The 13330-nt window shown below is 61.3% G+C and carries 14 protein-coding genes and 1 tRNA gene; 3 read left to right on the plus strand and 12 right to left on the minus strand.

The features are described from left to right. From Q8R73_RS22210 to Q8R73_RS22220, 3 genes are all read right to left on the minus strand, one after another. Positions 1-226: hypothetical protein (locus Q8R73_RS22210; protein ID WP_305721697.1), on the minus strand; the 226-nt coding region annotated here is incomplete at its 3' end. A 183-nt stretch (positions 227-409) separates the two neighbouring features. Next, positions 410-562 (minus strand): hypothetical protein, encoded by a 153-nt coding sequence (locus Q8R73_RS22215; protein ID WP_305721698.1) that lies wholly within the window; start codon positions 560-562, stop codon positions 410-412. 366 nt (positions 563-928) lie between these two features. Beyond that, positions 929-1162, minus strand: a complete 234-nt coding sequence (locus tag Q8R73_RS22220; RefSeq protein WP_305721699.1) for a hypothetical protein — start codon at positions 1160-1162, stop codon at positions 929-931. 39 nt (positions 1163-1201) lie between these two features. On the opposite strand from Q8R73_RS22220, the gene Q8R73_RS26085 reads away from it, so the two are divergent. After that, the gene (locus tag Q8R73_RS26085; protein ID WP_371126153.1) at positions 1202-1498 is read left to right on the plus strand and encodes a hypothetical protein; all 297 of its coding nucleotides are present in this window, start codon (positions 1202-1204) and stop codon (positions 1496-1498) included. A gap of 568 nt (positions 1499-2066) precedes the next feature. Here the strand turns inward: Q8R73_RS26085 and Q8R73_RS22230 are convergent. Then, a tRNA-Leu gene (locus tag Q8R73_RS22230) sits at positions 2067-2151 on the minus strand. A gap of 414 nt (positions 2152-2565) precedes the next feature. Further along, positions 2566-2808 (minus strand): FliM/FliN family flagellar motor switch protein, encoded by a 243-nt coding sequence (locus tag Q8R73_RS22235; protein ID WP_305721700.1) that lies wholly within the window; start codon positions 2806-2808, stop codon positions 2566-2568. Positions 2809-2875: 67 nt separating this feature from the next. Here Q8R73_RS22235 and lipB point away from each other — a divergent pair, with 67 nt between their 5' ends. Next, positions 2876-3601, plus strand: a complete 726-nt coding sequence (gene lipB, locus Q8R73_RS22240; protein WP_305721701.1) for a lipoyl(octanoyl) transferase LipB — start codon at positions 2876-2878, stop codon at positions 3599-3601. A 149-nt stretch (positions 3602-3750) separates the two neighbouring features. Here lipB and Q8R73_RS22245 read toward each other — a convergent pair whose 3' ends face one another. From Q8R73_RS22245 to Q8R73_RS22260, 4 genes are all read right to left on the minus strand, one after another. Next, a complete protein-coding gene (locus tag Q8R73_RS22245) occupies positions 3751-4023 on the minus strand; it encodes a hypothetical protein (RefSeq protein WP_305721702.1) in 273 nt (90 codons plus the stop codon). A gap of 449 nt (positions 4024-4472) precedes the next feature. Then, on the minus strand, positions 4473-5945 hold the full coding sequence (glgA, locus tag Q8R73_RS22250) for a glycogen synthase GlgA (protein ID WP_305721703.1): 1473 nt from the start codon (positions 5943-5945) through the stop codon (positions 4473-4475). 238 nt (positions 5946-6183) lie between these two features. After that, the gene (locus Q8R73_RS22255) at positions 6184-6969 is read right to left on the minus strand and encodes a slipin family protein (protein ID WP_305721704.1); all 786 of its coding nucleotides are present in this window, start codon (positions 6967-6969) and stop codon (positions 6184-6186) included. A 12-nt stretch (positions 6970-6981) separates the two neighbouring features. Further along, positions 6982-8358, minus strand: coding sequence for a nodulation protein NfeD (locus Q8R73_RS22260; protein ID WP_305721705.1), 1377 nt, complete (start codon positions 8356-8358; stop codon positions 6982-6984). A 361-nt stretch (positions 8359-8719) separates the two neighbouring features. Here Q8R73_RS22260 and Q8R73_RS22265 point away from each other — a divergent pair, with 361 nt between their 5' ends. Continuing rightward, entirely contained in the window at positions 8720-9553 is an 834-nt protein-coding gene (locus Q8R73_RS22265; RefSeq protein WP_305721706.1) for a universal stress protein, read from the plus strand. Between the two features lie 444 nt (positions 9554-9997). Here Q8R73_RS22265 and Q8R73_RS22270 read toward each other — a convergent pair whose 3' ends face one another. The 3 genes from Q8R73_RS22270 to Q8R73_RS22280 form a co-directional block, all read right to left on the minus strand. Next, positions 9998-10297, minus strand: coding sequence for an acylphosphatase (locus Q8R73_RS22270; protein ID WP_305721707.1), 300 nt, complete (start codon positions 10295-10297; stop codon positions 9998-10000). 5 nt (positions 10298-10302) lie between these two features. Further along, positions 10303-11190, minus strand: a complete 888-nt coding sequence (locus Q8R73_RS22275; protein ID WP_305721708.1) for an oxaloacetate decarboxylase — start codon at positions 11188-11190, stop codon at positions 10303-10305. 106 nt (positions 11191-11296) lie between these two features. After that, positions 11297-13312, minus strand: a complete 2016-nt coding sequence (locus tag Q8R73_RS22280; RefSeq protein ID WP_305721709.1) for an acetyl/propionyl/methylcrotonyl-CoA carboxylase subunit alpha — start codon at positions 13310-13312, stop codon at positions 11297-11299. Between the last annotated feature and the right edge of the window lie 18 nt (positions 13313-13330).

Consider the following 13330-nt stretch of genomic DNA (forward strand, 5'->3'; position numbering starts at 1 on the left):
TTGCCGCCGGCGTTCTGGTTGCGCCCGCGGCCTGCCCAAGGCCGGCGCGACCGTTGCCGCCCAGAATGGCACGGCGCGGTAGCTTCGATCTTCGGCTGGAAGACGATGGCGCAGGCGAACTCACACCGAGAAGGCTTTCTGACGCCGGACCGAACGCGATCGTCGAATCGATCCCATTTTGATCCTGACTGCGGAAGAAGAGCGCGATGTCTGGATGCAGCGCCATGGGACGAGGCGACGGCGTTGCAGTCGCCCCTGTCCGAGCAGGCATGTGGTACGCGTACCGATAATGAAGATCAGCCGGCAACGTGACGCAATGAAAGCAACTTGCAGCCCAACACTGTTCGAAGGTGACCTTTTTTTTTACTGGGCTCGCCGGCCAGCACGGTAAGGGCACGTGAGGAGATCTTCAGAGTGGCGAAGTCCGCATCGACGCCATCTGTGCTCCCGCGATCGGCGGCTTGCGCGCTTGACTTTCCATGTACAAGTGCCCGACTACTATCATCACCGCCGCGAATACCACGACCATCATTGCGGTGGCCAGTTGCTCGAATTCGTCCATGCGCCCTCTTTTGTCCAGCTCGACAAGTTTGTTTCGCGGCACGCAATGGATCGGAAGAAAAGCCGTCCGGCCTCCGCGGTCTGACTCTTTCAAACAGCTCAATTCACATCGCGAACCAGGAAATATCCCACGCCGCCGATGCCAATAAAGGCCGGAACGGCCCACAAAATCAGTACGGGCATGTTCGCCTCCTCCTATAGCCCTGCATGAAAACAAACGTCGACAATTGCCACTTGTTCCCGGATTTGGCATTTCTCGTACCTCGCACAAGGAAAATCCCTGCCGGAGGCTGCCGGCAGGGATGATGCAGAAAAGATGACGGGCGGCAGGCCTTCGCCTAGTGGCCCATCACGGGTCTACGGGGACTCAGTTCGTGGTGCAAATTTTCATGGTCCTCATGCCGGTTTCAGCCTCCGTTCTGGTCTTGAACACCCCGTTGTCGACGATCGTCGTAGTGGAAGTCGGCTTCTTGTCGACGATAGTGCACTTCTTCGTCGCCTCATCCCGGACCACGTAGTACTCGGTAGAAACGGTCGTGTTCTGGGCAAAGGCAGCGGTCGCGGACGCGGCAATAGCCCCGGCGATCAGAAATTTCTTCATGATATTTCCTCCAGTTTCGCATGCGATGCGGAGCGCTCGATGCTGGAAGCTAACCATGAATATTGCCGAATGTTCCCGATCCACCCTCTTGATGGAAAAGCTCAACTTCGTCGCGGAGCCGGACCGCAGGCGCAGCTCGATGCTTTGATCTGGAGTGTCCTCCAATCGGTGGAAGCGCTGCAGCAGGCGAACCGGCGTATCTTGGATCGGCTCCGGCCGCTCTACATCGACGAACTGGGCTTGGTGGAAAGCATTGATACTCTGCTGCGAAACGTACGGTCGCAGGGCCCCAAACTAAGCAAACGGCCGATATCGATCCTCGCCTTGGCAAGATAGACAGTCTGCTGTCGCATACCGTGTATCGTGTCATTCAGGAAAGGGTGACTAACGTGCTCCGACATGCCAAAGCTGGAAAGGTTCGGGCGCTTAGCGGAAGCTTTGAACTGGTCTGTGAAAACGAAATGACCTGCATTTGGTGCCGAATTCCGCTCGGCGATCCCGTCCAGGATTCATCTTTTACTTGAATCGTCACGCTCAGCTCGCGAATTTGGGCGAGCCGCCGATAGCTTGACGGCGCGGTGGCCGTCGATCACGGTCACCGCTTCAGCAAGCCGCGTCGGTATCGGATCGTGCTGTTGGAAGGCCATGGCGTCGAAGGCGACGCACACGCAGGCCCCATCTTGTCCTGAACCGTTTCTTGGCCCACCAGCCCCGCCTACCCAATTCAGGCAGGTCCACCTGATCCCGCACAATTTGCGCAGACCATATACGCCCCGACGCCTTGAATCTCACTTAAAGGCGCGGTTGGCTCAGGCATAGCCAAGCTCTGGCAGTGCCGTAAAGCTCCGTCGCGAACACTTTTCCCAGACGAATCTTCAACGATTTCAACACTGGTTTTTGAGCGTGGTGCGCTCGGAGGGACTCGAACCCCCACGATTTTACTCACTGCCACCTCAAGGCAGCGCGTCTACCAATTCCGCCACGAGCGCTGGTTTCAGTTCGGCACAGGATCCGGCCGAACCCGGTCAAGGACCGGATCAACGGCGCGGATGTAACAAATCAATGGTGGAGGGACAAGGCCTGCCGGGAGTTCATTGCGGCCGGCGGAAAGCTGTGGAAATGCAAGGAAATATCGGGGGAATTCCGGCCCGGCCCGGAGCGCCTTGCTGAGCGGGATGAGATCGGGGTGGAGCCGTGGCAAGGGTAACACTTTTTCCGGTGACCCCGGGATGCCGCATAGCAGGAAGCCCCGATTCCGGGTCTGCCCCTATCTGTGCATGGGGTTGTTTTCGCGATTTTTGTCCAGGCCCGGCCGAGCCTCGTCAAAAGATGCGCCATGCCGGGTTGGGACGGCGAATCGTTCAGGTCTCGCGCCTGCGGAACGATTGATCGAGCGCCAACCACTAGCGGGTGCCCGGCGATTTCGGCAACATCTGCTTGACCTCGACCGCGATCCGGTTGCGGTCCACCAGCACGACGCCGCTGGCGATCGGCAGGTTGTTGGCGAGGATTCTGACCTCGTCCGCCTCGGTGGCGTCCAGTTCGATGATGGCGCCGCGGCTGAGACGCATTACCTGATGGATGGGCATGGTCGTGGTGCCGAGCACCACCATGAGGTCGACGCTGACTTTATCGAGGGTTGGCACTGGCGACCCGGACTGACTGACAAATGCAAAATTGCTTGGTTTGAGATCACCACGTTATGGTTAGCCAATGGTTAATGCGCGCGAAAACCTCGATCTGACGGCGTTTTCCGGCCCTGCCGGCGGCGCGGTGGAATGGCTGATCGGGGACCAGCCCGTGCCCTACCCCGAGGCCGTGGCGGTCATGGAGACGCGGGTCGCCGCGATCGCCGCCCATCAGGCCGCCGAACTGGTCTGGCTGCTGGAGCACCCCCCGCTCTACACCTCCGGCACCAGCGGCCGGGATGCCGACCTGCTCGATCCCCGGTTTCCGCTGTTCGCCACCGGGCGCGGCGGCCAGCTCACCTATCACGGCCCGGGCCAGCGCGTGGCCTATGTGATGCTCGACCTGAAACGAAGGCAGCCCGACGTGCGGGCCTATGTGGCGGGCCTGGAAGAGTGGATCATCCGGACGCTCTCGGCCTTCAATGTGCGCGGCGAGCGTCGCGAGGACCGGGTCGGCGTCTGGGTCCGGCGGCCGGACAAGGGGCCGGGGCACGAAGACAAGATCGCCGCGATCGGCGTCCGGCTGCGGCGCTGGGTCTCGTTTCACGGCATCTCGATCAATGTGGAGCCCGATCTGACCCATTTCGAGGCCATCGTGCCCTGCGGGGTGGTGGACCCGCGCTACGGCGTCACCAGCCTCGCCGATCTCGGCCTTACCCTGACCGGGGCCGACCTCGATATCGCGCTCCGGACGGCTTTTGGCGAGGTTTTCGGTTCGGCGGGCACCCGCCTGCCGGAAGCGACGGCTTGATCGCTAGCCGGATACTTCACGGAGATAAGCGCATCGGGGCTCCGAATCAGCGAAAGTTGTTGTGCCGCAACGACTTCACGATTGCCGCCATGAAAAAATACCCGGGCACTTCGCGAAAGCATTCAGTTGTGTGCGAAATGCGGGCTAAATCAGGAACTCTGAGGCGCACAAACAGGGCAAACACCATCTGCTGCATCGCCGAGTTGCCTTTTAATCTCTTCGAGCAAAAGTTGCCGGCTCCATGTCGTGCCATCACTCTTGATTATTTTACTGGCGCGGACGCAGGCATGGTTCTCGGCTGCGTCATCGCCCACGCGGACACTCACCGTTGAATGGAAGGGGCACGCGGCGATGGCGCGGGTGCTCTGCAACGCATAACGGACAGCAGAAGCGAGATCATCGCGGCAGCAATCGACGGACATATGAGCCTCCTGCAGTAGCGCGAATGGCGGGGCTGGAGTTGCTGCTGCGCCTCGGCCCTGCCGAGCCATCCTCTCGATGGTCCGCTCAGCTCCCATTCATTGGTTCGCATTTCTCACCTGGCAGCGTCATCCAGGACGCTCACCGTAGGCGCGATCACACAGATTGCCGGTAGTGTGCGACGTTGCGGACCGGCGCGTCCCAACGTTGCCTGTCTCGGGCGGATCGAGGCACTCAAATGCTTTGTGATTCCACATCTCGGCTTCAGCAAGCCATTTCCAGCTTTCTTCGGGACAGAAAGTGGCGCGTTGACGGCACACACTTTCCATTGCCCGATACCGTAGTAGTTTCTTCATCACCACCTCCCAATTAGCCCGAATCGCTCCAGTGCCTGTGTTTCTCGCGCCGTGGTATTGCGAGTTAACAGGCAGTGGGCGCGTTCCGCTCAAGGTCAGCCGGCGCTACTGGCGGCGGCGGTTCCATAAACGTCGCTATACTGCTGCGCCGACAAACCCCATCCGAAACGGCGCTGCATCGCAGCGCGGCGCATGGCGTTGAGCTTTCGGGGCGATGCAAAGATATCCACGGCGCGATACAGTGCGCCGAGAAGTTCGGGGAGCGATGTCTCCTTCAAGAGGAAGCCGGTCACTCCATCTTCGACAGTGTCGACCAATCCGCCGGTCCTGGACGCCACCGGCAGCGTTCCAAAGCTCTGCGCATACATCTGACTGAGACCGCAGGGCTCGAACCGGGAGGGCATCAACAGAAAATCGCTTCCCGCAAACATTTGACGAGCTTTGGCTTCGTCAAACCCAATCCTGACCCCGACCTTGCCTGGATGGCGCGCCGCAAGTTTCCGCAGTGCGGACTCAAGGTGGGTCTCGCCGCGTCCGGTAACGACCAACTGTCCGCCTTCGCGCAGAAGGATTTCCGCTGCCTGAATGGTGAGGTCGATGCCCTTCTGATGGACCAGACGCGACACCACGGCGAACAAGGGACCGCGGGAAACCGCAAGCCCGAACGTCTTGCGCACCTGCTCGGCGTTGGCCGGTTTTCCAGCCCAGTCGCTGCTCTGCAGCGCATCGGAAAGTTGCTGACTAGACTGCGGACCCCAGGTCTCGTCGATCCCGTTGAGAATGCCGGTTAACCGCCCTTGATCGGATCGCGCCCGCAGCAGACCTTCAAGACCGCACCCGAATTCAGGTGTCGTAATCTCTCGCGCATATGTCGCACTGACCGTCGTCACATGCGAAGCGTAGAAGATGCCCGCCTTGAGAAAGGATAGCTTGCCGTGAAATTCCACGCCGTCGATCTGGAATGAAGTTTGAGGTATCCCGAGCGCGGGTAAACGCTCGGCGCCGAACAGACCTTGGTAAGCCAGGTTGTGGATCGTGAGGATCGTCGGGATGGAATGGCCGCGCCAGGCGAGAAAAGCCGGCGCGAGGGCTGATGGCCAATCGTTCAGGTGCAGAAGATCCGGCTTCCAGTCGAGATCGGCGACACCAGACACCATCTCCGCTGCTGCCAAACCGAGACGCGCGAAACGGACATCGTTGTCGATCCAGTCGACTCCCGAGCGGTCGCCGTAAGGGGAGCCCTCCCGATCAAAGAGTTCCGGACACAGGACAACATACACTACGAGCCCGTCGGGCATCTCGATCTTACCTAGATCGCAAGCTGGTAGTCCTGAAGCGGCAGGAAGGCGTGCGACAACCGGAATTGCTCCCTGGTGCGCCAGCACCTCGCGATAGCCGGGAATCAGGACTCTGACATCATGATGGACGCGCAAGGCACGGGGCAAGGCCGAGGACACATCGCCGAGCCCTCCAACTTTGACGAAATCCGTCATCTCGGAGGTGACGTAGAGAATTCTGGATTGTGGAGACTGCGCCGGCACCGGTTTGCTCCTCATATCCACCTGCATCCTCATAATTGCCGCAATCGGCCTCGGTGCATTGGAGAAGACACGTTCCGTTTGATGAGATTTACAACAAGCTGCGAATGCCAGTCTTTGCGCTGAATCAACGAAATGTATTCTTTCCGCAGACGTGCCCGACATCGGCCCGAGCTGATCCCTCCATTCAGATCATCTCTTCTTGCTCGCGCGGTAATCGCATCCTCCCTGTTTTGCCCTTGCGAGCAGACATAACAGTCAGACGTCGCTAATTCTCGGATTTTTCCGCCGGGGCCCGCCCAAACCTCTCGAGCAGGTCCATCGGTATCGGAAATACGATCGTGGAGCTTCGCTCGCCCGCAATGTTCTGCAGTGCGCCTAAATACCGCAGTTGCATGGCTTCCGGCCGGCCGGAAAGAATTGCACCCGCCTCAGCGAGTTTCTCCGCCGCCTGCTGTTCGCCCTCGGCGTCGATAATCTTCGCGCGCCGCAGGCGTTCGGCCTCCGCTTGCTTGGCAATGGCGCGCACCATAATTTCGTTCAAATCGATATGCTTTAACTCGACGTTCGTGACCTTGATGCCCCACGCGCCGGTTTGCTCGTCGAGGATACGTTGGACATCAGCGTTAATTTTGGTGCGTTCCGCAAGCATTTCATCGAGTTCGTGCTGGCCGACGACCGAACGCAAAGTGGTCTGCGCCAGTTCGCTGGTAGCGATGTTGTAGTGCTCGACCTGGATAATGGCCTTTTCCGGATCCATGACTCTATAATAGATCACTGCATTGACCTGGACCGACACGTTGTCGCGCGAAATGACGTCCTGGGGTGGAACGTCAAGCACGCGCGTTCGCAGGTCGACCCGTACCATCTGCTGGATGAACGGCACGACGATAACCAGTCCGGGTCCCTTCACCTTCCAGAAGCGCCCAAGCATGAACACAACCCCGCGCTCGTATTCCCTCAGGATACGAAACGAATAGCCAAGCAGAGCGAGAAGGATCAGGATGGGTATTGCAAATCCGGTAAGGGCCGGAATGTCGGGCGGAAACAGCATCAAAGCCTCCCTTTATTTGGATGTGACGAGAAGCGTTAGATTCTCGCGTTGAACGACAAGCACGGAGTCACCGGGAGCGAAGGGCAGTTCGGCGCGGGCATTCCACATCTCACCGTGGACACGAATGCGGCCTTGAAGGCCGCTCCACTCGACCACCTCTCCGACGCTTCCGATCATTTGTTCTGCGCCGGTCAGAGCCGGACGACTTCGAGCCTTCACAGCAGCACCCAGCGCGAACAGGGCGAGAGCGCCGGTCGTCGCTGCCGAGGCGATGATCAGCGGCAAGGACACTGAGATGTCGATATCGGCTCCGGCCGGATCGAACAGAAACAAGGAGCCGGTGACGAACGCGGTCAGCCCGCCAATGCCGAGAATTCCGAGGCCCGGCGTAAACACCTCTGCGATCATCAGGGCGATACCGAGCACGATCAAACCCAGCGCGGCATATTGCACCGGAAGCGCGGTCAGGGCCGTCAATCCGAGCAGCAAGCAGACCGCGCCGATAACACCGGCCACAAGCCCACCAGGGTTCCAGAACTCGAACAAAATTCCGTATATGCCGATGAGCAGCAGGATGAACGCGACGTTGGGATCCGAAATGACACCCAGGAGCCGTGTGCGCCAGTCCGGCCCGAACATGATTCGCTCCGCTCCAGTCGTCGTTATCGTCTGCTCGCCAGCATTGATCGTGATCTTGCGGCCATCAATTTTCGCGAGCAGGTCGTCGAGATCAAGGGCAACCACATCGATTACGCTTTCCTTGAGCGCGTCCTCTGCGGTCAGAGTCGCGGCGTCCCTCACGGCCTTCTCGGCCCATTCGACGTTGCGACCGCGTAGCTGGGCAAGACTGCGCAGCATCGCGACTGTGTCATTGAGTGTCTTGCGCTGGGCGGCTGTATCCGCAGGAATGGCCTTGTCCTTCTCGTCCCGCTGAGGCCCTGTTGGCCGTGGGAGTCCGGGAAGCCCGCCCAGGTCAATTGGCGTCGCCGCCCCGATATTGGTACCTGGCGCCATTGCTGCGACGTGGGCTGCGTAAACGATGAACGTGCCCGCGGAAGCTGCGCGAGCTCCGCCTGGAGACACGTAAACGATCACAGGTATCGGGGAGGTCAGGATGTGCTGGACAATATCACGCGTCGCAGCGACAAGACCGCCAGGCGTATCGAGATGAATCACCAAATAGCGCGCATTCTCCTGCCGCGCCTTCGCAATCGCGTCGACGACCAGCCGAGTCGCAGCGACTCCGATCGCGCCTCTAACTTCAGTGACAACGATGCCCCCATCTCGTTCAGCAGTGCGGGCTGGAAGTGAGGACGCCCCAATCAGCGCGACAAGGCCAACCATAGTCAGCACCCATTGCCGCAATAGGGATGTCCGATTGGTACTCATCAATGTTCTCTAATCACTAGCCGCTTTCATCTGGCGATATATCCGCCTCCATTCTTGAGTGACATCCTAGGAATGCGCGTTGGAGGCGAAGCTTGACCTGGATCAACAGAACACAAACAATTCGTGGTGAAGTCACCTTCCGAAAATATCCATCGCGTATTTCGCGTCGATTCACCGCGAGGCGCGCTGCGTCAGATGTTTGACCCGCATGGCCCGGAAGTCCATTCTGCGATAGCCGCTTTGGAGTCTATGCGGGCGAAACGAAGCCGGCTTGAGCTGGATCAAATCGCGAACTCAACTTTGCGCTTTATTGAAAATGCGGCACACGGCGACCGCAACCTTTGAGGCGCGGAGAGCGACCATGCTGAAGAATGTTCTGGTTCTTATTCCGTCGGAACGGCTGATACGTCCCGTGGTCGACGGCGCAATCTCGCTGGCGGTCTCGCACGCCTCCTTTCTCCGCGCCATTTCGGTCGGATATGAAATCACGAGCCTGGGCTTCCCGGTCGATGTTGGCGGTGCAGCGGTCGCCGCAGTTTTCGAGATCGAGCGGGAACGCGCGCTGGCGCGAGCCAATGCAGCGCTTGCGGTATTCGAAACCGAAGCCCGCTACGCCGGCATCGCCTATAATTCCCGGGCAATGGCCAGCGTGCCGGCGGACGCCGCGGCAGCCGTGATCGCCTCGGCGCGGCTGCATGATTTGACGATCGTCCTGCAGCCCGAGCCTGATCGCCAGACGTACGACAACGTCATGCCGCAAGAAATATTGTTTGAGTCGGGAGGACCGGTCCTCTTTGTCCCTTACGTCCACAAAGGTCCCTTGGAGGCGAAGCGGATCGGAATTGCGTGGGACGGCAGCCGCCTCGCAGCGCGGGCGCTTCGCGATGCGGCGCCGTTCCTGACCCGGGCGACCGCCATCACCATTATCAGCATCAATGAACGGGCACCGGCTGAGGCATCCGCAAAGGCCGTGTCAGCCCATTTGGCGCGGTATGGCGTCACCGTACGAATCCAGCAGATGGATGCCGACCACGCCGAAATCCAACCGAGCATCCTGTCGATCGCGGCGGACGACAGTCTCGATCTGATCGTGATGGGCGGCTATGGTCATTCGCGGCTGCAGGAGCGCATTCTGGGCGGCGTCACGCGCGACATGCTCCAATCCATGACGGTCCCGACCCTGATGTCGCATTGACGGCTGCGTGCGCGGAGGGCGGGCGAATCAATTTGCGGGCGATGGCCTTCGCCTCTCGTGGATCGCTACTTCGGCTTCAGGAGCGGGATGAGCCGCATCCAGGCGGCAACGAAATTCGCGTCGAGCAATGCCTGTGCCGAGTCTGCCGAACCGACCTTCACTTCATTGATTTGGAACCGCCCGACATCAAGACCCGATCATTCCCGGTCATGAGATTGTCGGCCGCGCAGCACGGTGGCCGACAAATCAACAAGATCCGCGCAAGGGGGTGGCCCATCCCAATAACAGCCGCCAGCGGCTGCTGTCCCTGACCCGGCGCGGCGCCACAAGACAAGTCCATTCAAGCAGCTATCATCGCCTCCAGGTCGGCGGGATCCAGGCTTCCCGACACGAGATCTGGCCAAGCAAGAATTTCGATACTTTTGAATACTCAACAATTGCCAGCTAGTTCGTCGGCAGCACCGAGAACCGCTCGCCCGCCCGCCGCAGGTTCAGTGCATCGGCATCTGCGGCCTGTTCCGTGACCGCATCGACATGCGCCGACGACGGCCCGCGCCGGCATCGCTCCACCATGGCGGCGACCGCGTCCGCCGGCCCGGCAAACAGCGCCTCGACGCTGCCGTCGCCGAGGTTACGCACCCATCCCTCGAGATCATGCACCCTCGCCCGATGTTCGACCCAGGCGCGATAGCCGACGCCCTGCACCCGGCCCCGGATCGTCACCTTGCGGATCGCGCCGCTCATCTATTTTACGAGCCCGGATTCTTCAGACCGAGGAATTTTGCGCTGCGCGCCTTCACCTCGGCCTCGCGGGTGACGCGGCCGGTCAGATCGGATGACGCAAGGCCCTTCAGGGCCTTCGGCGGCTGGCCTTCGCGCAGCGCTTTAAGCGTTTCGTAGACCGCCTGCGTGGCGGCGGCGAACGGCGCGTGGCCCTGCAGGGCGATCCGCACCCGCTGGCCGGCCAGGAATGCCGTATCGTCCAGCTCGCCTTGGGGATTGCCCAGCACGATCGGCAATTTGGTCGCCGCCTTGATCGTCTCGACCTGTTTTCGCGTCGTTAGCCCGGTAAAGAACAGCGCGTCGACGCCGGTCGCCTCGTAGGCCCTGGCACGGGCCACGCAATCGTCGAAGCTGGTGGCGTTCGGCCCGCCGCCCCGCGTTGCCGTCCGGCCCATAATCACCAGTGCCGGATCGCGTCGCGCATCGACCGCGGCCTTCATCTTGCCGATCCCTTCCTCGATCGGGATGAGCTGCGGTTCGGCCACGCCATACGCCTGCGGCAGCAGCGTATCCTCGATGGTCATGCCGGCGGCGCCGGCGGCCTCCAGCTCCTGCACCGTGCGCCGGACATTGAGCGCGTTGCCATAGCCGTGGTCGGCATCGACCAGCACCGGCAGGTCGGCCGCGCGCGACATCCGGCGCATCTGCTCGGCGAGTTCCGTGAGCGTGATCAGCGTAATATCGGGGTCGCCTAACACGGCGAGCGAGGCCACCGAGCCGCCGAACATGCCGAGCTCGAAGCCGAGGTCCGCGGCGATGCGGACCGATGTCGCGTCATACACCGAACCGGGCCGAATGCACGATGATCCCGACAGGATCGAACGCAACGCTTCGCGGCGCTTGCGGAAAGTCATGTGTCACCTCTATCGAAATTCGTCATTCCGGGATGGTGCGTAAGCACCAGACCCGGAATCTCGAGATTCCGGGCTCGATGCTACGCATCGCCCCGGAATGACAGTGTCATGCGAATTCGAGGATCAGCGCGTCGACCGCCAGGGTCGCGCCGGCGGCGGCATGAATTTTCTTGACCGTGCCGTCGCGCTCGGCGCGCAGCACGTTCTGCATCTTCATCGCCTCGACCACCGCCAGGGTTTCGCCGGATTTGACTTCCTGGCCTTCGGCGACCGCGATCGACACCACGAGACCCGGCATCGGACACAGCAGCTTCTTGCCGGTATCGGCCTTGACGCCGACCGGCATCAGCCGCGCGGCCTGGGCCTCGCTCTCGGTGAAGACGTTGACCGCGACCTCGAAACCCTGATGCGCGAGGCGAATGCCATTGGGGATCGGCCGCACCTGCATCGCCACCGGATGGCCGTCGATGGTGCCCTGCCAGACCGGATCGCCCGGCGCCCAGGGCGAGACGATATGATGCGGATGTCCCTGGGTGCCGTCGGCATTGATGAAGCGCACGGCGATGCCTTCGGCTTCACGCAGGATGTCGAGCGCGATCTCGTTGCGCTCCAGCCAGACCGCGCGGCGGCCCTCACGTTGCACCGCCCTGCCCGTCAGTTGGCCGGAAATCCGCCGCTTGCGCTCGCCGAGCACGTGGTCGATGGCGGCGCCGATCGCCGCCAGCCGGCGGGCGATCTCGCCCTCGGGCACGCGCACCGCGAATCCCCCGGGAAACTCCTCGGCAATGAAGCCGGTGGAGAGATTGCCGGCGCGCCAGCGCGGATGGTTCATCAGCGCCGACAGGAACGGAATGTTGTGGCGGATGCCGTCGATGTAGAAGGAATCCAGCGCGGTCGACTGCGCCTCGATGGCGGCGGCGCGCGATGGCGCATGGGTCACCAGCTTGGCGATCATCGGATCGTAGTAGATCGAGATCTCGCCGCCTTCCTGCACGCCGGTGTCGTTGCGAACCGTGATGCCGTCGCGGGAGCTTTCGACCGGCGGGCGGTATTTCACCAGCCGCCCGATCGAGGGCAGGAAATTGCGGAACGGATCTTCCGCATAGACCCGCGACTCCACCGCCCAGCCGGTCAAAGTGACGTCCTTTTGCGCCAGCGCCAGCTTCTCGCCGGCGGCGACCCGGATCATCTGCTCGACCAGGTCGATCCCGGTGACCAGTTCGGTGACGGGATGTTCGACCTGCAGCCGCGTGTTCATCTCGAGGAAATAGAAACTCTTGTCCTGGCCGGCGACGAACTCGACCGTGCCCGCGGAATCATAGTTCACCGCTTTTGCCAAGGCGACCGCCTGTTCGCCCATCAGGCGGCGGGTGGTCTCGTCGAGCAGCGGCGACGGCGCTTCCTCGATCACTTTCTGATTGCGGCGCTGGATCGAACATTCGCGCTCGCCGAGATAGATCACGTTGCCATGCTTGTCGCCCAACACCTGGATTTCGATATGGCGGGGATCGACGATGAATTTCTCGATGAAGACGCGGTCGTCGCCGAACGACGACTTGGCTTCCGCCGTGGCCAGCCCGAAGCCCTCGGCGACTTCGGAAGTCGAATGCGCAATCCGCATGCCCTTGCCGCCGCCGCCGGCGGAAGCCTTGATCATGACGGGATAGCCGATCTCGTCGGCGATCCTCACCGCGTGCTTTGCGTCTTCGATAACGCCGAGATGGCCGGGCACGGTGGAGACGTTGGCTTTCGCGGCGGCCTTCTTCGACTCGATCTTGTCGCCCATCGCGGCGATCGCGCCGGCATTGGGGCCGATGAAGACGATCCCGGCCTCGCCGAGCGCGCGCGGAAAGGCCTCGCGCTCGGACAAGAATCCGTAGCCGGGATGCACCGCTTCCGCGCCGGACTTGCGGCAGGCCTCGATGATCTTCTCCATCACCAGATAGCTGTCGGCGGCTGCCGGCGGGCCGATCAGCACGGCGTCGTCGGCCATTTCGACATGCAACGCGTCGCGGTCGGCCTCGGAATAGACCGCGACCGTCGCGATCCCCATGCGGCGGGCGGTCTTGATGATCCGGCAGGCGATCTCGCCGCGATTGGCGATCAGAATTCGTTTGAACATGGGGCTATTTACTTGCAA

The organism is Bradyrhizobium sp. (assembly GCF_030697065.1).
GTDB lineage: Bacteria > Pseudomonadota > Alphaproteobacteria > Rhizobiales > Xanthobacteraceae > Bradyrhizobium.